The sequence below is a fragment of the Sphaerimonospora mesophila genome (genome assembly GCF_001417795.1).
In the GTDB taxonomy this organism is placed as follows: Bacteria; Actinomycetota; Actinomycetes; order Streptosporangiales; family Streptosporangiaceae; genus Sphaerimonospora; species Sphaerimonospora mesophila.
The window spans coordinates 289,464-316,452 of sequence record NZ_BCBX01000030.1; the positions used below are offsets into that span (position 1 = coordinate 289,464).

At 69.7% G+C, this 26,989-nt stretch carries 19 protein-coding genes; 11 read left to right on the plus strand and 8 right to left on the minus strand.

The window, feature by feature from the left end:
• The first annotated feature begins 333 nt into the window (after positions 1 to 333).
• Genes AP234_RS01710 through AP234_RS01720 form a run of 3 tightly spaced genes read left to right on the plus strand, consistent with a single transcriptional unit; the run spans position 334 to position 5,412 of the window.
• Complete coding sequence (locus tag AP234_RS01710) at positions 334 to 1,386, plus strand: DUF559 domain-containing protein (RefSeq protein ID WP_063842765.1); 1,053 nt, start codon at positions 334 to 336, stop codon at positions 1,384 to 1,386.
• Positions 1,379 to 2,137, plus strand: a complete 759-nt coding sequence (locus AP234_RS01715) for a hypothetical protein (RefSeq protein WP_063842731.1) — start codon at positions 1,379 to 1,381, stop codon at positions 2,135 to 2,137. The genes AP234_RS01710 and AP234_RS01715 overlap by 8 nt, the downstream gene beginning before the upstream one ends.
• The gene (locus AP234_RS01720) at positions 2,134 to 5,412 is read left to right on the plus strand and encodes a helicase HerA domain-containing protein (protein ID WP_063842732.1); all 3,279 of its coding nucleotides are present in this window, start codon (positions 2,134 to 2,136) and stop codon (positions 5,410 to 5,412) included. The genes AP234_RS01715 and AP234_RS01720 overlap by 4 nt, the downstream gene beginning before the upstream one ends.
• Before the next feature lie 46 nt (positions 5,413 to 5,458).
• Here the strand turns inward: AP234_RS01720 and AP234_RS39085 are convergent, their stop codons facing one another.
• Positions 5,459 to 6,037: a hypothetical protein gene (locus AP234_RS39085; RefSeq protein ID WP_160330362.1), complete on the minus strand. Its 579-nt coding sequence runs from the start codon at positions 6,035 to 6,037 to the stop codon at positions 5,459 to 5,461.
• 74 nt (positions 6,038 to 6,111) lie between these two features.
• Positions 6,112 to 6,903 (minus strand): DUF4239 domain-containing protein, encoded by a 792-nt coding sequence (locus tag AP234_RS01725; RefSeq protein ID WP_160330363.1) that lies wholly within the window; start codon positions 6,901 to 6,903, stop codon positions 6,112 to 6,114.
• A gap of 228 nt (positions 6,904 to 7,131) precedes the next feature.
• Here AP234_RS01725 and AP234_RS01730 point away from each other — a divergent pair, with 228 nt between their 5' ends.
• The 4 genes from AP234_RS01730 (at position 7,132) to AP234_RS01745 (ending at position 13,771) form a co-directional block, all read left to right on the plus strand.
• Positions 7,132 to 9,642: a glycosyl hydrolase family 18 protein gene (locus AP234_RS01730; protein WP_235557907.1), complete on the plus strand. Its 2,511-nt coding sequence runs from the start codon at positions 7,132 to 7,134 to the stop codon at positions 9,640 to 9,642.
• A gap of 295 nt (positions 9,643 to 9,937) precedes the next feature.
• Positions 9,938 to 12,331, plus strand: a complete 2,394-nt coding sequence (locus AP234_RS01735; RefSeq protein WP_055477721.1) for a M14 family zinc carboxypeptidase — start codon at positions 9,938 to 9,940, stop codon at positions 12,329 to 12,331.
• A gap of 210 nt (positions 12,332 to 12,541) precedes the next feature.
• Positions 12,542 to 12,889 (plus strand): SPW repeat domain-containing protein, encoded by a 348-nt coding sequence (locus tag AP234_RS01740; protein WP_055477722.1) that lies wholly within the window; start codon positions 12,542 to 12,544, stop codon positions 12,887 to 12,889.
• Between the two features lie 162 nt (positions 12,890 to 13,051).
• On the plus strand, positions 13,052 to 13,771 hold the full coding sequence (locus tag AP234_RS01745) for a Mut7-C RNAse domain-containing protein (RefSeq protein WP_055477723.1): 720 nt from the start codon (positions 13,052 to 13,054) through the stop codon (positions 13,769 to 13,771).
• On the opposite strand, the gene AP234_RS01750 is transcribed toward AP234_RS01745, so the two are convergent.
• The 6 genes from AP234_RS01750 to AP234_RS01775 all read right to left on the minus strand — a co-directional run bounded on the left by AP234_RS01750 (position 13,696) and on the right by AP234_RS01775 (position 20,007).
• Positions 13,696 to 14,862: a glycosyltransferase family 9 protein gene (locus AP234_RS01750; RefSeq protein ID WP_063842733.1), complete on the minus strand. Its 1,167-nt coding sequence runs from the start codon at positions 14,860 to 14,862 to the stop codon at positions 13,696 to 13,698. The genes AP234_RS01745 and AP234_RS01750 overlap by 76 nt on opposite strands.
• Positions 14,853 to 15,533 (minus strand): SDR family oxidoreductase, encoded by a 681-nt coding sequence (locus AP234_RS01755; protein ID WP_055477724.1) that lies wholly within the window; start codon positions 15,531 to 15,533, stop codon positions 14,853 to 14,855. The genes AP234_RS01750 and AP234_RS01755 overlap by 10 nt, the downstream gene beginning before the upstream one ends.
• Before the next feature lie 80 nt (positions 15,534 to 15,613).
• Positions 15,614 to 17,137: a PfkB family carbohydrate kinase gene (locus AP234_RS01760; protein WP_083501766.1), complete on the minus strand. Its 1,524-nt coding sequence runs from the start codon at positions 17,135 to 17,137 to the stop codon at positions 15,614 to 15,616.
• Entirely contained in the window at positions 17,134 to 17,685 is a 552-nt protein-coding gene (locus AP234_RS01765) for an SIS domain-containing protein (protein WP_055477725.1), read from the minus strand. The genes AP234_RS01760 and AP234_RS01765 overlap by 4 nt, the downstream gene beginning before the upstream one ends.
• A gap of 1 nt (position 17,686) precedes the next feature.
• A complete protein-coding gene (locus tag AP234_RS01770; RefSeq protein WP_055477726.1) occupies positions 17,687 to 18,931 on the minus strand; it encodes a glycosyltransferase in 1,245 nt (414 codons plus the stop codon).
• On the minus strand, positions 18,928 to 20,007 hold the full coding sequence (locus tag AP234_RS01775) for a glycosyltransferase family 9 protein (protein ID WP_055477727.1): 1,080 nt from the start codon (positions 20,005 to 20,007) through the stop codon (positions 18,928 to 18,930). Before AP234_RS01775 ends, AP234_RS01770 begins: the two co-directional genes overlap by 4 nt.
• Positions 20,008 to 20,236: 229 nt before the next feature.
• Here AP234_RS01775 and AP234_RS01780 point away from each other — a divergent pair, with 229 nt between their 5' ends.
• The 4 genes from AP234_RS01780 to AP234_RS01800 all read left to right on the plus strand — a co-directional run bounded on the left by AP234_RS01780 (position 20,237) and on the right by AP234_RS01800 (position 26,831).
• On the plus strand, positions 20,237 to 20,788 hold the full coding sequence (locus AP234_RS01780; RefSeq protein WP_235557908.1) for a D-glycero-alpha-D-manno-heptose-1,7-bisphosphate 7-phosphatase: 552 nt from the start codon (positions 20,237 to 20,239) through the stop codon (positions 20,786 to 20,788).
• 37 nt (positions 20,789 to 20,825) lie between these two features.
• Complete coding sequence (locus AP234_RS01785; RefSeq protein ID WP_055477728.1) at positions 20,826 to 21,794, plus strand: glycosyltransferase; 969 nt, start codon at positions 20,826 to 20,828, stop codon at positions 21,792 to 21,794.
• Positions 21,795 to 21,935: 141 nt separating this feature from the next.
• Complete coding sequence (locus tag AP234_RS01790) at positions 21,936 to 22,460, plus strand: DUF6789 family protein (RefSeq protein WP_063842734.1); 525 nt, start codon at positions 21,936 to 21,938, stop codon at positions 22,458 to 22,460.
• 1,887 nt (positions 22,461 to 24,347) lie between these two features.
• Positions 24,348 to 26,831, plus strand: coding sequence for an HNH endonuclease signature motif containing protein (locus tag AP234_RS01800; protein ID WP_235557949.1), 2,484 nt, complete (start codon positions 24,348 to 24,350; stop codon positions 26,829 to 26,831).
• Positions 26,832 to 26,989: the final 158 nt, after the last annotated feature.

A 26,989-nucleotide genomic window follows, 5' to 3' on the forward strand; every position in this document is an offset into this window, starting at 1 on the left:
CCCAGGGCACACCCGAACCCGCCGCTACCCCAACTCCCATGTCGTGATCTTGCAGAAACTCGCATACTGACCCTCTGTCCAGGAGAAACACCCATCGTGATCTTGCAGTGTAAGATCATGTACGGCGAAGCCACACGTGGGGACGGCAGACAGCGAGTTCCGCGAGGTCGCCAGAAGCCGGGATAGCGGGTCGAATGGGGGTGGGTCGGACGATCCGGGCGGTAGCGGATATTTCACGATTCAACGGAAGTCGCTGCGGATCTTGCCGGTCGCGTATAACCTCTGCCGCGTCGAGGTTTCCCAGATCTCAAACGAGGAAGCGGCGTGGCGAGGATGTGGGCGCAGCTACCGATGGGTCGCGTCGTACGGCTGGGCGGCGCGAGTTCCAAGGACGTCATGCTCGCCCTTGAACCGCTGCCCGACGACGCCCCCGCGATCGTCACCTACAGTCCGCCCTCGGCCTCCTCGGTGAGCGAACTGGTCACCGCCCTGCTCGCCGAGCTCGAAAGGGCGGCCATCGAGCTGTTCCCATCCTGGCTTCCGGACGCGGAAGGCATCACCGGCTCCGGCGGTGCGAGCATTCCCGCAGTCCGCGCGCTCGCGCTGCGTACGGCATCCGCCAGTCGGCATTTCGGCCCCTTCCTGGCGGACCTCGCCGAGCTCTCCCTTCACGGGGGAACTCGCGGGAGAAGCGACCACCGGAAGTTTCCCCCTGAAGTGCGTGCCGCGGGACTCGCCCGTGTCCTCGCCGCCGGCTTCCGTCGCGATCGAGCGGCGATCCTCATCCGCATTCCCCGGGGGCTCTCCCCCATCGGTGAGGATGTGCTGGTCGCCGCATCCGAATGGCTGGCCGATCGCGGCGGCTTCGGCGTCTGGCTCACCGGCGCGCCGTTCGTCTCCGTCGACCGAATCGAAACGGTCGTCCTCGATCTGCCCGCTTCGCAGAACCCGCCCGGCACGCGCGCCCTGGCCTATCCGAAGGATCCGCTCGCGATCCTGCGTTTTCCGGCCGTCGCCGGGATGCCGCATCCGGCGAGCCGGGCCGAGAAGTCCCTGGAGGCAGCGCTCAAGTCACGCCCCTGGGCGGCCGGACGAGCCTGGAACCAGACTCACCATTATTCGTCCCCACTCACCCCATCCGTACGGATAGACCTGCTCTGGCACGACGAGCGCTGCGCGGTCGAGATCGACGGCCCGGAACACCGCGGTGAGGACGCCTACGAGGCGGACCGCCGCCGTGACGTACGGCTCCAACTGGACGGCTACGCCGTCCTCCGCTTCACCAACAAACAGATCATGAACGAGATGGACCTCGTTCTGAAACAGCTCGAGCGGTTTCTCGAATCCCGCCGCTCTGGAACGTTCAAAGGATCGCACCATGCTTGAAAAGAAACTGACGTCGTCCCAGACAGCCATTTTGCTGGTCCTCATGGCCGAGGCCAGGGAGATCTCCAACCTCGAACTGAACGAACTCTACGGCGTCACCCTCTCCGGGGTCGACCGGACGAAGCTGAACGACCTCAAACTGGTCGAGAGCTGGAAGCAGGGCCGCGCGTTCGCCCATGTGCTGACCGACAGCGGCTGGGCGTACGCGGCCGCACTGTTCCGCGAGGGCATGGAAGCCTCCGGGCGTCCGGCCGGGCGGGTTCTTGAGGCGGCACTCCGCGCGATCGTGGCGAACCTGCCGCGCCATATGGACCGGGCTGAAAGCAGCCTCGCCGACCTCTTCGCCCGCGAGGAGGACCTTGTCCCGGCGGCCGTCGAGACCGCTGCCTCTGAGGCGTCCGTCCCGGAGACTCCCACCATCGTGAGTACGGCTCCCGTACCGAGCGATGCTGCCGCGTCACCAGCCGCCGACTCTCCCACCATTTCCACTGACGACATCGAGACCAGGATCCGGAAGGCGTACGCGCAGCTCGCTGAGAGGCCGAACTCATGGGTCAGTCTGACCCTGCTGCGTCCGCTTCTGGGTCACGTTCCCAGGCACGAAGTCGACGCGACCCTCCGCCGGATGATCGGCATGCCCGACGTGCGAATCGTCCCCGAATCGAACCAGAAGACCCTCACCGACGAGGACAGGCAGGCGGCGGTGACCATCGGTGACCAGGCCAAGCACCTCATCCTGATCGGAGCATGATGGCGAGCGAAGAACTGGAGGCTCTCGCTGCGCTCAGATTCAACTACGCCCAGCTTCCAGCGGATGTGTGGCGACCTTCGCCGTTCCATGTGGGCACCCTGCACCTGCCCACCGCACAGATCATCGTCAACGGCCTGATCGAAGCGGAGGAGAGCACGGACACGAGCCCCATCGGGGTCGTCGTGCAGGGACAACGAGGCACGGGCAAGACCCATCTGCTCGGCTGGGTCCGCCAGAAAGTACACGAGGAGGATGGCTACTTCTTCCTGGTGAGCCTGCTCGACGCGAAGGACTTCTGGGAGAGCGTGCTGCTGTCAATGCTCGACAGCCTGGCACGGCCGGTGGCGGGGTCGGAGAGTCAGCTCAAGGAACTGCTGTGGCGCCTGTGTGTGCTGACCGAGGTGTCCGAACCGGTGCGTCGCTCATTGACGGGGGACGCACCACTCTCCCGGGAAGACCTCGATGTCTTCGTCACCGCGCTACGCCGCTACGACCCGCGCGTCGGCCGAGACGCACAGGACACTGCCAGAGCGCTGGCCCTGCGCGCGTCCAGCGACCTCGCCGTACAGGACATCGGAGACGCCTACCTGACCTGTGCCCCCCAGGGCGAACCGGGCGAACGCGGCGGCTGGGGATTCCGGACCGCCGAGAAGTCCTCACAACAAATCGTCCAGGACCTGTCCAGCTTGCTGGCGCTGACGGGGCCATCCGTCATCGCGGTGGACCAGATCGATACCCTGATCGCGCAGTCCGCCCTGTCCACCGTGGCCAAGAGCGAACAGGACTGGCAGCAGAAGCTGGTCATAGAGCAGGTCGCCCATGGCCTCATGGCCCTCAGGGAAACCACCCGGCGAACGCTGACAGTGGTGTGCGGCATCCCGGTGACGTGGACCCTCATAACCGACCACGCCACCGACACCGTTCGGGACCGGTTCAAGGAGACGATGCCGCTCGGGACGATTCCGGATGCGGAGACCGGTCGGGCACTGATCGAGAAGCGGTTCGCCGCCCAGTACGGAAAGGTCGGGTTCGAGCCGCCGTACCCGACGTGGCCGGTGAAGCCGGAGGCGTTCACCAACGCGTACGAGTACACCCCGCGTCAGTTGCTCATTCGGATCGACGGGCACGTCCGGTCGTGCCTGGCGAATGGTCGGGTAACCGAGTTGGCGCGTCTCAACGACACCGAGCCGGTCGTCGTCACACCCGTGATCGATCTACCGCCCGTCGACCGGTTCGACGAGTTGGACCGGCGGTTCGCGGAGGCGCGCAAGCGGGCGGACGTCACGGCGGCGCTGAACCCTACGACGGAGGACACGGTGATGCCCGAACTGCTGTCCGCCGGCCTCGCCGCCTGGATCGCCGAGCAGGACGAGGACGGGCGGGTGTTCAGCCTGGACCCCCCGCCGAGCGCCAAGCCTCCCCTGCACGGCCGCCTGCGCCGCAGTCTGGATGAGGCGAGGGAGGACGAGGCGCACTGGTGTTTCCGGGCGATCTCAGCGACGCATCACCTCGCCGCGCTGACCCGGCTGCGCAACGCCTCGGTGGCGGCCGGACTGGACGCCGCGGTGCCCAAGCGCAGGCTGTTCGTGCTCAGAAACCAGAGCTGGGCGAAGGGCCCGGTCACCCAGGAGACCCTCGCCGCCTTCGAGCAGGCGGGCGGCCGGGTCCTCCCGATCGACGAGGAGGATCTGAAGATCTTCGCGGCGCTGCGCGACCTGCAGGCGGAGAACCCGCCGAACCTGCAGGCATGGCTGACCGCCAGAAGGCCGACGAGCGAGGCGAAACTGTTCCGCGAGGCCCTCAGCGACGCGTCGGCCGTTCCCGGTGCCCGCCCCGCCCTCGACGGCGTACGGTCCTCGACCGCAGGTGTACGACACATGCCGGAGCAGGACCTCCCTTCGCCGAACGGCATCGGCACCGACACCGGCACCGGCCACCGGGTCGAGACACGGCCCGCCCCGGTCGGCACCCCCGATGTCGTCACGCCTCCGGCGGCACCTTCCATCAGCGGAGACCTCCTGGCGGAGCCCGCAGGCGATCTCGTACGGGCCAGGCCGCGTGTCACCGTCGGGGCGAGATTCGCCGACGGCGAGCCGGTGACCGTCGAGTTGGCGACACTGCGCAGACATACGGCGATCTTCGCAGGAGCGGGATCGGGAAAGACCGTGCTGATCCGCCGCCTGGTGGAGGAGTGCGCCCTGCGTGGAGTCTCCGCGATCGTGCTCGACCCCAACAACGACCTGGCCCGGCTGGGTGATCGATGGCCGGAGCCGCCCTTGGCGTGGAGCGAGGGCGACGCGGCCAAGGCCGGTGAATATCTGGCGAACACCGAGGTGGTGATCTGGACCCCGGGACGGGTCGGCGGGCGACCGCTGAGCTTCCAGCCGCTGCCCGACTTCGCGAGCGTGCTCGACGACACCGACGAGTTCAACGAGGCCGTGGAGACCGCCGTCGCGTCGCTCATCCCCCGGGCCAAGCTGGACGGCCCCTCCCGCAAGGCCCTCCACGGACGTGCCGTGCTGCGCGAGGCCGTGAACTTCTACGGCCGCCGGGGCAGGGCGGGGCTCAAGGGCCTGATCGACCTCCTGTCCGAGTTGCCCGAAGATGTGAGCAGCATCGAGGGCTCGGACAAGATCGCGGCCGAGCTCGCCCAGGACCTCACCGCCGCGATGGTGAACGACCCGCTGTTCGGCGGCACCGGCACCCCGGTGGATCCCGGTCTGCTGCTCACCCCGGCCGACGGCAAACGGGCCCGCGTGTCGGTGATCAGCTTCGTCGGGCTGCCTTCGGACGTCCAACGGCAGGGCTTCGTGAACCAACTCCAGATGGCGCTGTTCTCCTGGATCAAACGGCACCCCTCCGCCGACCTGGGCGGGCTGTTCGTGATGGACGAGGCGCAGACCTTCGCCCCGTCCGGTGCCACGACCCTGTGCACGCGCAGCACGCTCGCCCTCGCGGCGCAGGCCCGCAAGTACGGCCTGGGCCTGGTGTTCGCCACGCAGGCACCGAAGGGGCTGCACAACCAGATCCCGGGAAACGCGACCACGCAGTTCTTCGGCCTGCTCAACGCCCCCTCCCAGATCACGGCGGCCCGGGAGTTGGCCCGGGCCAAGGGCGGCGACGTCCCCGATGTGTCGAGGTTGCGGTCGGGTGAGTTCTACGTCGCGGTGGAGGGGGCGACCTTCCGGAAGGTCCGTACGCCCCTGTGCCTCAGCCACCATCCGAGCAGCCCGCTGACCACCGAGGAGGTCATCACACGGGCGAACAGGACCTGAGGCCGAGGCCGTACCGCTACGCCGCCACCGTGCCTCTCCCGTGCCGCTACCGCAACGTGCCGAAGGCCGCGGCGGCGGCAACGGCGATCATGGTGGAGAGCACCACCATGACCAGCACGGTCCCGAGGGGGTTGCGTCGCCGTTCGGGTCGCGCGGCGGCCCGGACGGGCGCCCGATAGGCCGACACCCGCGGCGACTGCTTTGGAGACGGCTTCGGAGACGGACTCGGAGACGGACTCGCGGCAGGCGTCTGCACCGGGCGTGGTCGCTCGGGCTGAGCGGGAGCAGGAAGACGGGGCCGGGCCGAGGGGCTGGGCTTGGGCACCGGTGAAGGCTTCGGCGAGGGACGCGGTGAAGGCGTCGGTGAAGGTCGCGGCGGCTCGCACGCCCGCCCGTGCCGGCCGAGCCGGAGCCGCAGGCTGACCACGGGCGGAAGGTCGACGCAGATGACGACATCGAGCCCGAGGACGGGTCCGAGGACGGATCCGAGGACGGGTGCGTCCTGCCCCTTCCCGTCGTCCGGCGCGGCCTGTGCCGTGACGGCCACCTCGCCGCGGTCCGCCGGCGGTGCGACGGCGGCCGCCGGTGTGGTCGCGCCCAACGTGAGGACGACCGGCGCGGCCACGGCCGCTCCCATCACCGCCCTCAACACCGCCGTCCGCGCCGCCGTCCAGGCGGGTGCTCCTGTCGGTCCTATCGTCATCGGCCCGCTGCCAGGCGCTGGATCTCCTGCAACACGCCGGTGAACGCCTCCGGCTCGACCGCCAGGCCGCCCGTGAAGGCGTGCGAGATGCTCCAGGCCAGATAGACGCCGACGGCCAGCAGCACCGTCATCGTGATCAGCGGCAGGAGTGCCGCTCCGCTGGGACGGGCGCCGGCGAGGAACGGGAAGAGGATGATCACCACGCCGGTCACGATCGTCAGGGCGAGCACCGCCGGGGGCAGCGCGGCCGTGGCGTCCGCCGCACGCTGGCGCCGGGCTCCGGATAGATCCCCCAGCCGTTCCAGCACCGCGCTCTTGGCCTCCCGCGCCTCGTCGTCGGTGACCTGCAGGGCGGCCACCTGCGTCCGCAGCGCCTCCAGCCGTACGTCGCCCTTCGGGCTGAGCCGCCCCTCCGCCATCAGCGGCCACTCCTTGTCGACGACGAAGCCCACGTAGTCGCGTACCGCCTGCTGGACCTGGAGGTCGGCGGGCGCGGGAAGTCCGGCGGCGGACCAGTACGCCTCGGCGGCCGTCTGTGCCTCGGCGTAGGTGTTCTGCCGAGCGGAGTCGGAGACGGTCCACGGCACGACGATGGCGATGGCGAAGACCAGCAGGAACAGCGAGGACAGCATCGCCCCGGCGTGGCCGGCCGAGGCGCCGCCCGGATCGCGGTCGTCCGTGCCGTGGCCGAACCTACGGGACAAGAAGGCGGCCAGAGCCACCAGACCGACCGCCGCGATGACGGCGAACGCGCAAACCAGCATGACCATCCCCAGGTGTCCGGGCAAGGAATGCAGTCGATTACATTCCGTTGTTTTACCAACACGATACGTGTCCATCGGACTTCCGGGCGCCGGAACACCGAAGAAGGCGCGCGGCGACGGTTTTGGGTCTTGCCGCAGATCCGGCCCGGGTCTACGCTCCGGATTAATTCTTAGGAAACTTTCCTAACGAAAAGAGGATGCCGGATGCGCCGAGCAGCGACTTTACTCACCGCATTGTTGCTCCTCATCACGATGGCCGTTCCAGCTCACGCCGCCACCGGCCTCACGGCGGTGTTCAGCCTGAACGGGAACCAGGGCAAGTTCGTGGTGAGCAACTCCAGCAGCAGTGCGATCACCGGCTGGTCGATCCAGTTCGAACTGCCGGCGGGGGTGACGGCGAGCAACCCGCAGAACGCGACGATTTCGCAGAGCGGCACCAAGGTGAAGCTCACCCCCGCCTTCTACATCGACACCGTGCGGGCGGGCGGCAACACCGAGCCGTTCAGCCCGACCTTCACCCTCAGCTCCCCGGTGCAGCCGACGAGCTGCACCATCAACCGTGCCAACTGCGACGGCAGCGGTGACCCGCCGCCACCGCCCGCCCCGCTGACCGCCGAGTTCACCGGCAACGGGACGCAGGGCAAGTTCGTGGTGAGCAACAACAGCAGCACCGCGCTCAACGGCTGGACGATCACGTTCGAACTGCCGGCCGGCGTCACCGCGAGCAACGCCCAGAACGGATCACTGAGCCAGACCGGCACCAAGGTCACGCTCAGCCCGGCCTACTACAACACCACCATCGCGGCGAACAGGTCGACCGAGCCGTACAGCCCGACCTTCACGCTCAGCAGGACCGGGGTCGAGCCGAGCAACTGCCGGGTCAACGACCTCCAGTGCGACGGCGCGCCGGACACCCCGCCGTCCGCGCCGGGCAACCTCAGCTCGCCGGTCAAGACCACCAAGTCGGTCTCGCTCAAGTGGGACGCGGCCACCCCCGGCACGCTCCCGCTCGCCGGTTACGAGGTCTACAAGGACGGCGCGCTCGCCACGACGGTCACCGAGACCAACGCGACCGTGACCGGCCTGACGCCCAAGACCGAGTACACCTTCACGGTCAAGGCCAAGGACCGCAAGGGCAACCTCTCCCCGGCCAGTGCCGCGCTGAAGGTGACGACCAACGACCCGGCCGAAGACACCCAGCCGCCGACCGTGCCGACCGGCCTGCGCAGCACCGGTGCCGACGCCTCCAGCGTCTCGCTCTCCTGGAACGCCTCGACCGACAACAAGGGCGTCGCGGGATACGAGGTCTTCGTGGGCTCGCAGCTCGCCACCTCGGTGACCGGCACCTCGGCCAAGGTCACCGGCCTGTCGCCGTCCACGGAGTACACCTTCACCGTCCGCGCCAGGGACCAGTACGACAACGTGTCCGCGGCCAGTGACCCGGTGAAGGCGAAGACCGGCGACATCGTGGAAGACGGCTACGCCCGGGTGGGCTACTTCGTGCAGTGGGGCATCTACGGCAGGCAGTACTTCGTCAAGAACCTGGACACCACGGGCGCCGCGGCGAAGCTGACCCACCTCAACTACGCCTTCGCCAACATCGACCCGGTCAACCTGACCTGCCTCAACGGGGTCACCAAGGGCACGTCGTCCGATCCGCAGGACCCCAACCAGGGTGACGGCGCCGGCGACGCGGACGCCGACTACGGCAGGCCGATGAGCTCGGCCCAGTCGGTCGACGGCGTGGCCGACACCGGGTGGGAGAAACTGCGCGGCAACTTCAACCAGCTGCGCAAGCTCAAGGCGAAGTACCCCCACCTCAAGGTGCTGATCTCGATCGGCGGCTGGACGTACTCGAAGTACTTCTCCGACGTGGCGGCCACCGACGCGTCCAGGAAGAAGTTCGTCAGCTCCTGCATCGACATGTACATCAAGGGCAACCTGCCGACCTACAACGCGGCCGGTGGCCCGGGCAGCGCCGCCGGGATCTTCGACGGCATCGACCTCGACTGGGAGTGGCCGGGCGCCGAGGGCCACGCCGGCAACCACATCGGCCCGAACGACAAGGAGAACAACACCAAGCTGATCGCCGAGTTCCGCAAGCAACTCGACGCGCTCACCCAGGAGACCGGCCAGCGCTACCAGCTCACCGCGTTCACCCCGGCCGACCCGGCGAAGATCGAGGCCGGCTGGGACCTCCCCGAAGTCAACAAGTACATGGACATCTTCAACGTCCAGGGCTACGACTTCCACGGCTCGGGCAGCGACAACTCCTGGGAGCCGAACCGGACCGGGCACGCGGGCAACCTCTTCACCGACGTGGACGACCCCTACTCGTTCCACTTCAGCGTGGAGAACGCCGTCCAGGAGTACCTGGACGCGGGGGTGAACCCGCGCAAGATCACCATCGGCCTGGCGTTCTACGGCCGCGGCTGGCAGGGCGTCGCCGACGGCGGCAAGTCGGGCGAGTGGCAGTCGGCGAACGGCGCGGCCCCCGGCCAGTTCCAGGAGGAGGCGGGCACCCGCGGATACTCCAACCTGGTGGCGAGCGTGCCGGGCTGCAACGTCAAGCACGACGAGCAGGCGGTGGCGAGCTACTGCTACACCGGCGACGGCGGGCAGTGGTGGTCCTTCGACGACACCTGGTCGATCGGAAAGAAGATGGCCTGGCTGCGTGAGAAGAACCTGCTCGGCGCGATGATCTGGGAGATGTCCGGCGACACCGGCACCCTGATGAGCGCCGTGGACAGCGGTCTCAAGTAGGCGGTCTCAATAGCGGGTCCCGAGTGACGATCTCAAGGAATCGGCCCAGATAGGGCCTCGAATGACACCCGGATCCGGGGGGGCTTCCCCCGGATCCGCGGTGTCTAACCCCTCATACGACATCTCGTACGCCTCAGGGCAATCATCCTGAATTCGTAATCGATGCCGGGTTGACGAAGATTGCTACCTTCGCCAAGACTGCTCCCATTCGCGTGATCCTGCCGGGCTGGCCCCCTCCCCGGCAGCCGCGCCCGATGGAGGAATCTCAATGAGGAGTGTCCCCGGCGGGAGAAGAATGCGGCGCCTCGCGACCGCGCTCACCCTACCCCTCGTCATCGGCCTGACCTCGCTACCGGCCTTCGCCGATCCATCCCCCCAGACAACTGAGATCGCCCCCGACCGACTCCCGAGCACCGAGCAGAACGGCGTCGCGCTGATGCGGATCGTCGTGCCGGACCAGACGGGCCTGGACCGGCTCGCCGCTCTCGATGTCGACCTCGCGGAATACACCAAACCGGTCGACGGCGGCATCGAGGTCCATGCCGTGCTCAGCCCGCAGGAGGCCCAGAGCCTGCGTGACCAGGGCTTCGACGTACGTGACGTGATCTCCGACCAGAGCGACTTCGCGGAGAACCAGGCCGAGCGGCGGCAGGCCCTCGCATCCGCGCAGGCCGCCGTCCAGGAGGCCGACACGCTGACCCCGCTGCGCGCCGAGTGGTTCACCAGCCTCGACGATCAGCGTTTCCTCTCGGTCGAGGTGAAGACCAGCGCCACGGACGCCCAGACCGTGCTCACCGTGACCTGGGACGGCGGCACCGCCACGATGTCCCGCTTCACCGACGCCGGGCAGTACATGTACCACCGGTTCAACTCCCCGTTGCCCGTCGACACCGCACCCGCCGAGGTCACCGTCACCAGCAACCGCGGCGGCTCGATCACCGTGCCGGTGACCAAGTGGCTCGGCGCGCCGCGCAAGGCGCCGAGCAAGCACTACGTGCAGGACTTCGTCGACCATTACATGGACCCCACCGAGGTCACCGACCGGATCGTGGCGCTGTCCCGGGAGTTCCCGAAGATCTCGCAGATCATCGATCTTCCGTACAAGACGAACGGCTACCGCCGCCTCGCCCAGGCGCAGTTCGGCACCACCACGGCCGGCATGTTCTACGTGAGCTCCAAGGCGTACGGGAGCGAGGGCGGCAACGACGTCAGCATCGCGCTGGTCAAGCCCGACACCGCCGCGGCCCCGCTGTCGGTCGCGGTGAACGGCAAGGACGTCGTGGTCAACCTGGCCACGAACGCGTCCGGCGCGATCTCCAGCACGGCGCGTCAGGTCGTGGACGCACTCAACGCCGACGCGGCGGCCTCGGCGCTGCTGACCGCCAGCCTCTACCGGACCGGCACGGGCACCGGTGTGGTGGCAGCGGCCTCCGCGACCAGGCTGACCGACAATCTGAAGGCGCCGGCGAGCGTCTCGCGTGAGCCGTTCCAGGTGAAGGCGCTGCGCATCGGCAAGCAGCGGGACGGGTCGAAGACCGGCGTGTTCCTCTACTGCCAGGAGCACGCCCGCGAGTGGGTCACCCCGATCACCTGTGTGGAGACCGCCGAGCGGCTGCTGCGCAACTACGCGAAGGACGCGAGCACCAAGAAGCTGGTTGACGATCTCGACATCTTCATCATGCCGACGGCCAACCCCGACGGCGGCCACTATTCGCTGTACGACTTCAACATGCAGCGCCGCAACATGACCAACCACTGCGCGGCCAACTTCGGCGACCCGGCGGCGCGCAACTCCTGGGGCGTCGACCTCAACCGCAACTTCACGGTCGGCTCCGTACGCGACGGCTACAACGGCGCCTCGACGAACTGCACCAGCGACACCTACGCCGGCCCGGCCGAACTCTCGGAGCCGGAGGCGCGCAACCAGGTGTGGCTCACCGAGCAGTACCCGAACATCAAGTTCGCGATGAACACCCACTCCTACGGCGGCTACTTCATGTGGCCTCCGGGGGCGTACAAGACCGCCGGGCGGGAGACCCTGCCGCGGACGGACCTCGGCACGGAGAACTTCTTCTGGAACGCCTCCGGTCACATCCTGTCCGCCGTCCAGGGCTGGCGCGGTACGGCCATCTGGCCGGGCCGAACCGGCCCGGTGATCGACGTGCTGTACTCCGCGGCCGGCAACAGCGCCGACGAGCACTGGTACAACCGGGGCATCATCGGCTGGGACTTCGAGGTCGGCGCGGACATCTACGACCCGCAGACCAAGCGCTACACGGCGGTCGGCTTCCAGCCGCCGTTCAGCGAGGGTCACGAGGAGGCCATGGAGTTCGCCAACGGCCAGATCGCCATCCTCGAGGTCGCCCGCGCCTACGCGCACGACAAGAACCGTCCCGAGTCGCGGCTCGAGGTGACCGGCAGGACCGACACCTCCGCGACCTTCACCTTCACCGTCGACGAGCCGGCGAACATCTACTACACGCTCGACGGCAGCCGTCCCACGCTGAACTCGCCGAAGCTGACCGCGGCCGGCATGCGCGAAGGCGCCCAGCCGATCACCATCGACAAGACCACCGAGGTGCACTGGTTCTCGATGGACCTCGCGGGCAACGCCGAGAAGAACTACAAGCCGGAAGGAAACGGAAAGAACTACAACAAGGCGACGGTCAACGTCGGCGGCGGTCGTTGATCCCCTGACGCCCGACGCCTGAACGGCTGCATCCGAACCGCGCCGTCTGAACCGCGGCAGCCACACGACACCGAGACGATGGCCGCCGGCTCCCCACGGGCCGGCGGCCACGGTCGGTTAGGGAACCCTGACGTGGCGGAGTGTTGACCGGGCGGTCAATCAAGCAGACCTTCGAAGCAACGGGTCACCTCTCATGTTCGGAGGCTACGGATGGACCTCACGAGATCTCTGTCCGACATCGTCGCCCTGCTCGCGGGCCTGGTCTCGATCCTCGCCGCATTCTTCTGGGCGAGCGACGTCAGCGCGGCGGGCCAGCCGCTGCTCCTGCTCGGAGCGCTTCTCCTGGTATCCGCCCTGTGGGCGATCCTCGGCGCCGGTGGGGCGAGCTCCTGGGTCACCGCGGCCTTCGGCGCCCTGCTGTTCGTGTCGCCCTGGGCCTTCGGCTTCGACGGCGACGCCGCCGCGGCCTGGACGGCCTGGATCGCCGGCGGCGTCACGGTCGTGGTCGGCCTGCTGACCGCGGTCCAGGCCCGCACCGGGGCGGCGGCCAACGCCTGATCGCCTCCCGCCGCGGCCCGGCCCGTCCTCGCCCCCCGGCGACCGACGGCCGGGCCGCACTGCTCGTCAGTACTGCTCGGCCTGTACTGCTAGGTCGGTACTACTCGGCCTGTACTGCTCTGCACGTACTGCTCGGCCGGGCAGAGCTGACATGCTGGACGGGTGGAACAGGCAGAACTGTCCGTACGCTTCGCGTCGGAGCTGTGGATCTTCCTGCCACCCCGACGCCGACGTGACGAGCTGCGGCTTCCCTACGACGGCACGTCGTCGCTCGGGCACGTGATCGAGTCGGCGGGAGTGCCGCTGACCGAGGTCGGCGGACTTCTCGTCGGCGGCCGCCCGGTCGCTCCCTCGTACCGTCCCCGGCTCCGCGACGTGGTGGAGGTGCCGGGGATGTCCCGGCCGCAGCCCATTCCGGCCGCCCGATTCGTTCTCGACGTCCATCTCGGCACCCTCGCCCGATGGCTGCGGCTGGTGGGGGTGGACGTCGCCTACCGCAACGACCTCGACGACGACGCGTTGATCGCGCAGGCGGGCGCGGAGCGCAGGGTGCTGCTCACCCAGGATCGCGGGATTCTGCGCCGCCGGGCGCTGTGGCTCGGCGCCCACGTCCGCGGCACCCGGCCCCTGGAGCAGTTCCTCGACGTGCTCGACCGTTTCCGGCCCCCGCTCGCCCCTTGGACGCGGTGCACCGCGTGCAACGGCCCGCTGTCATCGGTCGGCAAGGGCGAGGTCGAGGCGGAGCTGCTGCCGGGAACGCGCCGCACCTACGACACGTTCGCCCGCTGCCTCGCCTGCGGCCGGGTCTACTGGCGCGGCGCGCACGGCGGCAGGCTGGCGGAGATCGTCGAGACCGCCTCGCGTGCGCTGTCCGCCGGTTGACGCCCCTCTCGACGATCGACCGACCGGGTCCGCAGCAGCTCGTGGGCCGCGTCGAGGACCTCGCCGACACCTATCTCCAGCAGTCCCTCCGACGGCCGGTCGCCGTACGGATCACCGGTCCGCCCGGCCCACAGCGTGACATGCGGATGACCGGAGGGCGGCCCCCACAGGGCGGGCGAGACCGGGCCGTAGATCACCACCGACGGCGTGCCCACGGCCGTGGCGAGGTGGGACATTCCGGTGTCACCGCAGATCACCAGCTTGGCGCCGGCGGTCAGTGCGGCCAGTTCCCGCAGATCCGTACGGCCGGCAAGCACATGTGCCGCCGGCAGACCGGCGAGCACCGCCACCTGGCGGGCGAGAGCGATCTCCGTCGCCCCTCCCGTGATCACGACGTGGTGGCCGAGGCGGCTCAGCTCCGCGGCCACCTCGGCGAACCGATCCGGCGGCCACCGCTTGGCCGCATATCCGGCGCCCGGGTGGATGACGACCTCGGCACCCGCCCACCGGCCGGGACCGGGATCGCGCAGCGCGAGATCTCCCGGATCGGCGGCGATGCCGTACCACTCGAGCATCTCGCACCATCGCCGCACCTCGTGGATCTCGGGCCGCCAGGGTGGCCCGGCCACGCCGGGTACGGCCGGATGCGCGTGGGTGAGCAGCCGCCGGGCGCGGCGCAGCGCGACGACACTCTGCGGTCCGCTGCCGTGCAGGTTGACGGCGATATCCACAAAACCAGCCGAACCGTACGGCACCGTACTCGACGGAGCCGTACCCAGCGACGCCGTACCCATTGGCTTACCCATCGGCACCGGACGCATCGGCACCGGACCCATCGGCACCGGACCCGGCCCGGACACGTCGATCAGGTCGTCGACCGCGCCGATCAGCGGCAGCAGACCGCCCAGGTGCGCGGGCGCGGCCAGCACGATCCGGTGCTCCGGATGGGCGCGCCGCAGGGCGCGCAGCGCCGGAACCGCGGTCAGCAGATCACCCAGTCCCAGCCCGCGCAGCACCAGGAGCACGGGACGCCCGTCGCTCTCCGTACGGCCGGTCTCCGTACGGCCGGTCTCCGTACGGCTCAGGGCCACGACGTCTCCGTGGAGGCGCAGACGACCAATTCCCGCACCTCGCAGCCCTCGGGACGGCCGAGCGCGAAGACGATGGCCGCCGCCACGTCCTCGGGCTGGTTGAGCTTCGCATCGGGCCCCGGCCGATACTTCTCCTCCCGTCCCTCGAAGAAGTTCGTGTGCATACCGCCCGGGATCAGCAGCGTCACCCCCACCTGGCCCGCGAGCTCGGCGGCGAGCGCCCGGGTGAACCCGACCACGCCGAACTTGGCCGCGCAGTAGGCCGTCGCGTCGCTCACCGCGCGCACCCCCAGGGTGGAGGCGACCGTGACCACCTTGCCCCCGCTCTCGCGCAGGTACGGCAGGGCCGCCCGGATCACCGAAGCCGTGCCGAGAAGGTTGACGGCGATCACCCGTTCCCAGTCCGCCGCCTGGATGTCCTCAAGGCGCCCGCACGCGTCGATTCCCGCGGCGGTCACCACACCGTCGAGCCCGCCGGCACGCTCCGCGAGCTCACGCACCGCACGCTCGGCCTGCCCCCGGTCGGCGAGGTCGGCACGCACGTGGTCCACATCACCGTCCGGTTCGTTCACATCGATCACCAGCGGGCGGCCGCCTTCCTTGGCGACGGCGAGCGCGGTAGCCCGCCCAAGGCCGGAGGCGCCACCGGTGATCAGAATGTTTCCCAGCATCGATTCAGTCCCTTTCCTTGACGTAACAGGTGACGTAGGACGTGACATAGGGAACGCGGGGCGAAGGACCAGCGAGAACCTCAGGAGACGGCCTGAGCTGCGGCGATCAGCCCGGTCGTGGAGTATCCGGGGACGCTCGGCAGGATCACGACCTCACCCCCCGCCCGGCGGACGGCCTCCGCCTCGGGCATCGCCCGTTCGGTGTAGTCGCCGCCCTTCACCCACACGTCGGGACACAGCCTCTCGATCGCCCTGGAAGGGGTGTCCTCTTCGAAAACGGTCACCGCGTCCACGCAGCCCAGCGCCCGCAGCACCTCCACACGGTCCCGCTCACCCACCAGCGGGCGGTTCGGCCCCTTCAGCCGGCGGATGGAATCGTCGGAGTTCAGGCACACCACGAGCGCGTCGCCGAGCGCACGCGCCCGCCGCAGCAGGCTCACATGCCCGGCGTGCAGCAGGTCGAAGCAGCCGCCGGTGGCGATGAGGCGGCCGCCGGCCGCCCGTACGGACGCCGCCACGTCGAAGGCCGAGGCGCCCGGAGCGTACGGCGTGGCCGGCTCCGGGGCGGGGCAGGGCATCCGGAGCGCGGCGGCGCCGCCCTCCTCGACGAACCGGGTGGCCTCGCCGACCGCCGCGACCACCGCGTCCTCGGTGGACGCGCCGTCCGCCAGCGCGAGCGCCGCCACCGCCGCAAGGCGATCTCCCGCCCCGCAGACGTCCCGTCCGACGGCGACCGTTGGCGCGGGCACCGGGACGCACCGGCCGCCTCTACGCGCGAGCACGGCCCCGCGCTCCCCCAATGTGATCGCCACCGCCTCCGCTTCGAGGTCGCGTACCAGTCCGCGTGCCACCCGCTCCGGACAACCGTCGTACGAGCCGTCGTACGGCTCGGCGCGCGGCGACCCATCATGTGATCGGCTGTGTGGTCTCTCGTGTGGTCTGCCGTCGGGTCTGCCGAGCGGATCCCGGAACAGCGACCGCGCCTCGGCCTCGCTGGGCGTGACCAGAGCGCATCCGGGAACCGGCAGCGAGCCTCGGGGATGGGGATCCCAAACGACGGGGACGGCGAGCTCTCCCAGCTGTTCCCGACACACGTCGGCCACGCCCCCGCCGTAGTCCGCGACGAGAACGGCGCTCGCCCCGCGAAGCGCGTCAGCGGCACAGCGAAGCGCCTCACCCGACGGACCGGCGACCACGGGACGCCCGTCGCCCGTGTCGATCCTGAGCAGGGTCTGCCCCCGGGCGCGCACCCTCGTCTTGCACACCGTCGCGCCCTCCATGGGCAGGCGGATGACCTCGACGGAGCCCGAGAGCAGATCACGCAGCCGACGGCCCGGCGCGTCGTCCCCGATCGAGGTGATCAACACAACCTCGGCGGCTTCGCGGGCGGCCAGCAGCGCGGCCAGCCCGGCTCCACCCGGGCGGTGGTGCTCGGCCCGTCCCTCCACGACGGGGACCGGCGCGTCCGGGCACAGCCGCCCCGCGTCACCCTCTACGTCCACGTCCAGCAGGGAGTCGCCCACGATGACCAGGGGCCCGTTGAGACGCCCGCCGCGTCGCCCGTCATGTCGTCCGTTGTCCCGTCCGTTGTGTCGTCCGTTCACGCGCACGCCTTCTCGATCACGTCGCAGAGCATGTGGATCACGGTCAGGTGCACCTCCTGGACGGTCGCCGTGTCGGACGCGGGAACGGCGATGGCCTCGTCGCACAGCTCCGCCAGCGGGTTGGGCGCCGGTCCGGTCAGCGCCCAGGTCGTGAGGCCGCACCCGCGCGCCGTGTCGGCGGCGGCGAGCACGTTGCGGCTGGTCCCGCTGGTCGACAGGCACATCAGGACGTCTCCGGGCCTGCCGTGTGCGTGCACCTGCCGGGCGAACACCTCGTCCGGCCCGAAGTCGTTCCCGATCGCGGTGATGGCGGAGGTGTCGCCGTGCAGCGGGATCGCGGCGTAGGGCCGCCGGTCGGCCCGATAGCGCCCCACCAGCTCCGCCGTGAGGTGCTGGGCCTCCGCCGCCGATCCCCCGTTGCCGCAGACCAGCAGCCGCCCGCCCTCGATCAGCACGCCGGCGAGCTTGCACCCCCATGCGTAGATCTTGGGCGTGTCCGGATCCACCGCCGTAAGGGCGGTCCTCAGCCGGGCCAGATGAGGATGCATCTCAACCTCCAGCCACCGCGAGTCGGCCGAGACCCCGCGAACTCCCGAGAGCGGGAGAACCGCCGAGATGGCCGGTCCGCTCACCGATCAGGATCCTGTACACGGCCTCGGTCTGGGCGGCCACCCTCGGCCAGCCGTACCGCGCGCGGGCACGGCGCGGACCGGCGGCCGACAGGGCGGCGCGCAGATCGGGACGGGCCAGCACGTCACGCAGCACCCGGGACAGCGCACGCGGCCGCCGCGGCGGCACGAGCAGGCCGCATCCCGACACCGTGTCGAGGTGACCGCCGACGGCGGACGCCACGACGGGCACCCCGCAGGCCAGCGCCTCGACCGGCACGATGCCGAACGGCTCGTACCAGGGCACGGTGACCAGCACGTCGGCGGAGCGCATCAGCGCGGGGACATCGGCACGGGCGACGCTGCCGATCAGTCGCACCCGGTCGGCCAGGCCGTACGCCTCGGCGAGCGCGGACAACCTGATCCCCTCGTCGTCGTACGGATCACCGCCGGCGATGACGAGCTCGGCGTCGGGCACCTGGCGCATCGCACGGACGATCGTGTCCACACCCTTGCGCGGGACCAGACGTCCGATGCTGAGCACGCGCGGCCGATTCCCCTCACCGCGCGGCGTGCCCCGGCCGTCCGGGCGGAACAGCTCCAGGTCCACGCCGCAGGGCACCACCGAGATGCGTTCGTCCGGCACGCCCATCGCGACCAGCTCGCGGACCTCGTCGCCGCACGTGGCGATGACCGCGGTCGCCTGACGGCCCACCTGCCGCTCGGCGGCCGGACGCCGCGGCGGGCTGGTGTCGGAATCGCCCTGCCAGCGCCGTTTGACGGTGCCGAGAGCGTGAAAAGTCTGCACGACCGGGATGCCGAGGCGTCCGGCCGCCGACAGCGTCGCGAGACCGCTCATCCAGAAGTGCGCATGCGCCACGTCCGGCGGTTCCACGGCCCACCTGCGCGCGAGATGCGCCGCGAAGGCCGGCATGTACGGCAGCAGCTCGTCCTTGGGCACCGGCTCGGGCGGCCCGGCCGGCACGTGGTCGACGGTCACGCCCGGAGCCATGACCACGGTGTCCGGCTGGCCGGCATCGGTGCGCCGGGTGTGCACGGTGACCTCGTGACCCCGCTCGGCCAGGGCGACGGCGAGCGCGGCGACGTGAACGTTCTGCCCGCCCGCGTCGACGCCGCCGATGGCGGCCAGCGGGCTGGCGTGTTCCGAAACCAGGGCGATTCTCATGGGACGCTCTCCTTCACTGCGGCTAGGCGGCGGACCGCTTCGACGATGTGTTCGCCACGGACCGAGGAGAGGCACGGGTGGCCGGGAACGGGACAGATACGCGCCCTGCTTCCCCGGCAGGGCGCTCGCTGGTCGCCCAGCAGCTCGACCGGTACGCCGTACGGCGCCCAGCGTGCCGCGGGGACGACGGGGGCGAAGAGGCTGACCACCGGGGTACGGACCGCGGCGGCGAGGTGGGCGGGTCCGGTGTTGGCCACGACGGCCACGGAGGCGGACGCGAGCACGCCGGCGAGCCCGGCGAACGTGGTCGCACCCCCCAGATCCAGGACCAGATCCATCCCAAGGGGTGGGACGAGGGGCAGGGCGTGTGGGTCGGCTGCGGCGCGTGCGATGCGTGCGGTCAGCGCGCGCTCGCCGGGACTACCGGTGATGATCACCCGCTCACCCGCGGCCGCGAGCTCACGCACGGCCTCGGCCCACCGCTCCTGCGGCCAGGCCCGGGCCGGCACGCTGGTTCCCGGGTGCACCACCACATAGCCGGGTGGGCCGGTGAGATGCTCCATGTTCGGGAGGGGCTCCCGTACGGCGAGGCGCCCGTCGTCACCGGGGGGCGGCTCGAAGCCGGCGGCCCGGGCGAGGTCGAGCATCCGTTCCGACTCGGGTACGTCCACGCTCTCGTCCACGATGTGCCGCACGTCGAGCAGGGACCCCGGGTAGTCGGGGCTGATCGCCGCGATCCTCGGCGTCCCGGCCAGCCGGAGCAGCAGCGCCATCGGCAGCGCCGACTGGTGGAACGAGGTGAGGATCAGCGCCACGTCCGGAGCGATCCGCCGCACCTGGTCGATCAGCCGGCTGGCGTGCCGGCCGGTCATCGGCACACCACCGGGGTCGATCCACGGCGTGCGCCACTCCAGCACCTGGTCCACCCCGGGCAGCAGCGCCGCGGCCGCCCGGCCGTGCGGCCCGGCGAGCAGGACGACCCTACGAGCGTTCGCGGCCACGGCGCGAACCGCCGGACCTGCGAGCAGGACGTCGCCCGCGTTGTCGGGCCGGACCACGAGAACCGTCCCGATCACGAGCGGCCCCTCGGGGGAAGGACTGCACTGATTTCACCCAGGAATCGCATCGGTTACCTCCGTTGCGCGGTGCGTGTCTGGTTACCGAGAGAAGCGGTTCTAAACACCGCTTTGCGGAGAAGTCGCCGTACAAAGGGCTCAGGCTCAAGAACTGCTACTCTCCGTAGCGAACAGCCGGGTTTGTCACCTGACCCCGCGGGTAGCCGGGAGTTGTCCTCCGGGAGGTGACTTGGCTCATCGAATCGACCGGCCCGCCTCGCTGCCGGCCGCCGTGCTGTTCGATCGCGACGGGACGCTCATCCACGATGTTCCGTACAACTCCGATCCGGATCGGGTGGAGCCGGTGCCGGGGGCACGGGCGGCACTCGACCGGCTGCGCCGGGCGGGGGTGCCGATCGGGGTGGTCAGCAATCAGTCCGGGATCGCGCGGGGTCTGATCAGCCCGGTGGCGCTGGGCGAGGTGAACTCCCGCGTCGAGGAGTTGCTCGGCCCGTTCGACGTGTGGGCCGTGTGCCCGCACGATGACGACGACGGCTGCGAATGCCGCAAACCCGCCCCCGGGCTGGTGCTGCGGGCGGCGGAGATCCTCGGGGTCGGCCCGGGAGACTGCGTGGTCGTCGGCGACATCGGACGGGACGTGGCGGCGGCCCTGGCCGCGGGAGCTCGGGCCATCCTCGTGCCGACCCCTCAGACGCTGGTGGCCGAGGTGGCCGCCGCGCCGGAGGTCGTCCCGGACCTCACCACCGCCGTGGACAGGCTGCTCGGGGAAGCATCGGTATGAATACCGGCAGGATCGATGGACGGGGAGCGAAGATCCTATGAGAATCATGGTGTGGCATGTCCACGGCTCGTGGACCACGTCGTTCGTGCAGGGGGGCCACGACTACCTCGTGCCGCTCACCCCCGACAGGGGCCCGGACGGACGAGGGCGGGCGCGGACCTATCCGTGGCCGGACAACGTGCACGAGGTTCCGTACGATCGGCTGGCGGCCGAACATGTGGATCTCGTCGTCTACCAGCGACCCCACGAGATCGAACTCGCCGGGGAGTGGCTGGGGCGGGACGTACCGGGCGTCTATGTCGAGCACAACACGCCGGCGGGCGACGTCCCGAAGACACGACACCCACTGGCGGACCGGGCCGACATCCCGCTGGTCCACGTGACCCATTTCAACGACCTGTTCTGGGACTCCGGCCGCGCGCCGACCCACGTGATCGAGCATGGCGTGGTCGATCCCGGCCATCTCTACACCGGAGAGCTCGCGCGGGCCGGTGTCGTGGTGAACGAACCGGTCCGGCGATGGCGGGTGGCGGGCACCGACCTGCTGCCGACGTTCGCCGCAGCCGCTCCCCTGGACGTGTTCGGGATGAAGGTCACCGGACTGCCGGCCACGCTCGGCCTGGCCGATGACATGGCGGCATTCGAGGACCTGCCGCAGCGCGAGATGCACGCCGAACTCGCCCGCAGGCGGGTCTACCTGCACCCCTACCGCTGGACGTCGCTCGGCCTGTCGCTCATCGAGGCCATGATGCTCGGCATGCCCGTCGTCGCGATGGCCACCACGGAGGCCGTCGAGGCGGTGCCCCCGGAGGCGGGGGTGATCTCGACGAAGCTGCCGACCCTCGTTCGCGCCCTGGAGACGTTCGCGACGGACCCCGAGCTCGCCGCCCAGGCAGGCAAGGCCGCCCGCTCCGCCGCCCTGGCCCGATATGACGTGCGCCGGTTCCTCGCCGACTGGGAGCGGCTGCTCGGCGAGATCGTCCCCGACAGGGCCGCGGGAAGCTGAGGCACCGCCCGGGAGGACGGCACCGGAAACAGCCCGGAGAACAGCCGGGAGGGTGCTGCCAGGAACGACATCGAGAACGTTTACCGAGAACGGAGCACGCTTGGGCACTCGAACCGGGTCTTGACGGGAAAAGCCACCATCATGATGCGCAACGTGATGAACGGCGCGATCGGCGGTGGCCTCGCGACCGCCGTTTACAGCGCGATGTCGATGGCCGGAGACAGGGCGGGCCTGCTGGGGCCCCAACCACCCAAGCGGATCGCCGGGATCACTCTCCCCGGCCGCCCCCGGCGTATCTCCGGCGACGGCGTGCTCGGGACGATCTCTCATTTCGTGTTCGGCGCCGCCTCAGGCGCCCTGCTCGGCCTGCTGTCCACGGGCCAGCGGATCCCCGTGCCCCTCGGCGCGGCGTACGGCCTGGCCGTCTGGTACGCCGGACACCAGGGACTCATGCCGCCCATCGGCACGCTGCCGCCCGCCGCCGAGATCCGGATGAGCCGCCACGCCCTTCCGGTCGCAAGCCACCTGCTGTGGGGCACGACACTCGTCCTCACCCTGAACCGTCTGCGGTCCGATAAGCCCACGCCTTTCGACGTGGCGATGCCCGTACGCCAAACCCCGCAGGCCCGACGTCCCGACCAGAAAGCCGCCATCCTCGGACAATGACATGTCCTGATATTTCCGTGAAATATTGGGGAGTTGCCATGGACCACCGGCGAACGCTGCTGTCCTTTACAGCTCTACCGTTCTCAACGGCGCCGCCATCCTGAACAGCGCTACCGACTACGAATAGCGCAGACGTGGAGGCCGACGGCGGTGCGTCGCCGGCCGGTCAAATCCAGCGGCACAGGTATCGGTCGAGGTGTCGGTCTCTATCCCAACCCATCGTCTCCGACCATCAACCCAGCCGTCGGTTTCGGCGGTTCCTCTCGGCTGTCGCTTTCGGTCATTTGTCTCGCCGTTTCTCTCGGCGCGGGCTACGGCACGCGCAGCACCACGTCGCCGCGCGCTGGCGCCACCCACCGTCGGTTTCGGCTATCGACCTCGGCCGGACGTCCGCCCACCATCGAGAGTACGACTGCAGGCTGCCACCTCCCCCTGGGTCTCGGCACAGCGACCATCCACCGGCGTGACGAAGAAGAATCGACCAACCGAAAACCCTGGTTCACGTGCCGCTTCACATGCTCAGCGGCAACGATTCCGAGCGTCTTCCCGGATCCCTATCGTTCACGCCCGGGCGACGGAGGCCGGTTGGCTCACGGCCTGGATCAAGCCGAGGTACGGCTTGACCGGCGCTCGTCGCCGAGCCGGTGCCGACCACGGCACCAACGGGCTTCCAATACTCAGCCTGAACGCGCCTCCCGTGCCGATTCCCCCGCCGCCGCCCCGATCTCACATTTCCACTACACCTCCCTCTCTTCTCCCCCAAAACACCTTTCCATCCAAAGCACCTTTTCCATCTACACCACCTCTCTATCCACATCACCGGCGGCGCCACATCATCCATCCCCCATCCAGGACACCTTCGCCTGCACCCGGACGGCCTGCAGATTCTCGTCTCGATCGCCACCCCCCCCACCTAGACGTACGGCGTTCTCGACTCCGCATTACCACTCAATGCAACACTTCCTTCCATTTCCGGCATCACGGACATTAGGGGTGAGCGTCATTTAATTCTCATATTTACTTTGGAATTCTTTCGAGAGGGTGTTGTCATTTCCGGAGGTCGCGTGAGAGAATTCAGACAGATTTTCGAAATGAAGGGCGCGGGAAGGGGGACGTGTGGAACCGGCAGAGCTGACCCAGTCACTCGGATTGTTCGATCCGAGTCCTGCGCGTTCCCGGGAGCCGTCGTTGCTTGGGCCTGAGTGGTGGGCTGCGGTGCGGGCCGAGGCGTCGGCGCGTGCGGCTGCTCGTTCCTCCGCTGGTCGGGAAGGTGCCGCGTCGTGGTCCGGCTGGCCTGACTGGCTTGCCGCCGTTCCCGCCGTTTCCCTCGACCGCGCGCTTCTGGATGGTGTGTCTCTGGGCCGAGTGGTGGATGGCGGCTCCGGTGAGGCCGGCTCTGTCGATGCCGCCTTTGCCGGTACGGCTCCTACGGCGGATGCTCCTCCAGCGCGCATAGACGACCGCGACGATGACGCCTGTCTGCGGCGTATCCCGGAGACTGCGGATGTCTCTTCCGGTGGCTCCTCAGATGGTGTCGCGGGTGATGCTTCGGGCGCTTTTAGGGGTGGCGTCTCGGGTGATGCTCCCAGTGGTGTCCTGGACGGCCCCGCAGCTGGTGCTTCAAGCGGTCTCATGGATGGTTCCCCGGGTGACTCCTCAGGTGATCCTTCCGGTGCTGCGACGATCGGCCCTCCGGGTGATGCTCCCAGCGGTGTCCCGGGCGGTTCCCCGGGTGATGCTTCGGATGCTTTTGAGGGCGGCGCCTCAGATGCCCCTGCAGAGGGGTCCCCGGGCGGTTTTCCGGGTGGTTCTTCGGGTGGTCTGAGCGGTGCGTGCGCGGCGGATTCCGCGGACGTGGTCGGAGTTGAGGAGCTTTCGTGGCCGTTGGTGAGCCAGGTGCGGGAGGCCGCGCTGGCGTTGGCGGTGACAGCGCTCCCGGGCTCGCCGGAGGTGTGTCTGGCGCAGGTGGAGGAGTTGGCGTTCGCGCGGGATCGGCTGGAGGCGGCGATCGCCCTACGGGCCGCGCGGGTGCACGCGGCCGGAGCGGCCCGCCCGGCCGGGCACGCCTCGACGCGGACGTGGTTGCGAGCGGTGTGCGGGATGAGCCGCCGGACGGCCTACCGCACCGTCGCCCTGGGCATCGAACTGGCACGCCTGCCCGACGTACAAGCACGGTACGCCGCCGGGAACCTGACCGAGGCCGTGGTGGCGGCGATCTGCGCGGCCACCACCGGACTCAGCGATGAGGACGCGGCCAAGGCCGAGACGATCCTTGTGGAACTGGCCGATTCCGCCGGCCCGCAGGAGATCGCCAAAGCGGGACGGTATCTGCGGGCGGTCCTGGACCCCGATGGGGAGGTCAAGGACGCCGACGCCGACTACGACGCCCGGTTTCTGCTGTTGCGGGAGACCGAGAGCGGTGGGGTGGAGGGGGAGTTCCGTCTGCCGCGGGAGGCCGCCGCCCGGCTACGGGCCCTGCTGGACGCCTACGCCAAACCCAAGGCCCAGGGAGATGACCGGCCGCTCCGTGTCCGTAACGCCGACACGCTGATCGCACTTTTGGAGCAGCAGATCACCACCGAACTCCTGGTGTTGATCAACGCCGAATCCCTCCCCGACGACCCCACCCCCCACAATTCCGAACACGGCACCGCCCCCGGGGAGTCCACCCACCACAGCACCACTCCCCGCGACACCACTCCCGGCGACGCCACGCCCGGCGATGTCGCACCTGGCGATGTCGCGCCCGAAGACAGCGCATCCGAAGACAGCGCATCCGAAGGCACCACGTCCGGTGACACCGAGCCTGATGACGCCACGCCCGACGGCACCGCGTCTGACGACGTCACTCCCGGCAAGACCGCGCCCGACGACACTGCGTCTGAGGACACCGTGCCCGGCGATGCAGTACCAGGTGACATCGCGCCCGACAGCACCGTGCCTGATGTCACCATGCCCGAGGGCACCATTCCCGACGGCACCATGCCCGAGGGCACCGTGCCTGGTGACGTCGCGCCTGGTGACGCTGGCCGGAGCGACGGCCCGGCGCGTGCGACCGGCAAAGGGACCGGCCCGGGAACCCGCGAGGACGCCGGTGACGACCTCGATCCTGATCACGCTTCCGGCGCCGCTTCTGTGCCCGCGCCCGCTCCCGAGTCCGCTCCCGTTCCCGACGCCGTTTCCGAGCCTGCTCCTGGGTTCCTTCCCGGAGCTTTTCCGGGGGTCGGCCGCAGAGACGACCGAGGGGACGACCGGGGGGACGCGGCTCCGGGCGATGATCCCACCTGCGGCCAGGGTCCTGAGTGGCCCGCCGAGAACTCACGCGAAGACCGCACCCCCATCCGCCCGGCCACCACAGGTGACGACGAGCCCGGCCCCGCGGCCGAGGCCAGCCCAGCGGTCGAGCTCGGCGCTGCGGCCGGGACCGGAGGCACTGACGAGCCCGGAAGCGTCGACGAGCCGGAGACCGAGAGCGGCTCGCGGACCCGCACCGGCATCCACAACCGGGCCGGTGAAGACGAGCACACCGCGGACACCATTCCCACCGGTGCCGACCTCGGCACGCACCGAGCCATCCCCGCCGGTGCCGACCTCGGCACGCACCCAGCAGACCCCGTCACCGGCGACTCCAGCAGGGACGACCCCGGCAGGGACGACCCCGGCAGGGACGACCCCGGCAGCGGCGACCCCGGCGATCCCGGAGACCCCAGCGGTGGCGATCCCGGCAGGGGCGATCCTCGTGGGGGCGTGGACCCTGGGGGTGCGGCTTCCAGGGGCACAGGCTTCCGCTTCTGGAGTGTCGACGGTGGGTTCGGGGACAGCGGACTCGGGGCCGGGGACTGGCGGTGGCAGTCGGTGTTGCGCACCCTGCCCGGGCTGCTGCTGTCCACCGGACACCTGCTGCCCATCACCGACATCCACCGCCTGGCCCGCACCTCCACCCTGGTCCGCCTGGTGATGAACACCGAGGGGCAGGTCCTGGACATGGGCCGCAAGACCCGCCTGGCCACCCCCGCCCAACGCCGCGCCATCGCCGCCCGCTACGACACCTGCGTGGTGAAAGGCTGCCCCCTCCCGGCGAGCATGTGCCAGATCGACCACATCGACAACTGGAGTGAGGGCGGTCGCACCGACCTGGCCAGACTCGGCCCTATGTGTCAGCACCACAACCGCGACCGCTACCGGCACCCCGACCGCTACCAACGCCGCAAGATCGGCCCCGACCGCTGGGAGTTCATCTACATCGGCCCCTCACCCACCAGAAAACACCGCTCTGAGCCGACACCGCCTCCGAGCGAACGGCGGCCCGACCGAGACGCCGGTCTCCGGTCTACCCCTGCCGTCCCTGCCCCGGCGCAATGCCGTCCTTGAGCGATGCCGTTCCTTGGCCACCCCCTGGACCTGCCCCAGGGACGATGGACGGCCTCTGGGAGCAGAGACCGCCCCTGGAGCAGGCCGAGCCTGGGAAAACACGAACCGGCTCCGAGGGAGATGGTGCGTGCCACCAGACTTGCGACGCCCTGGGAGGG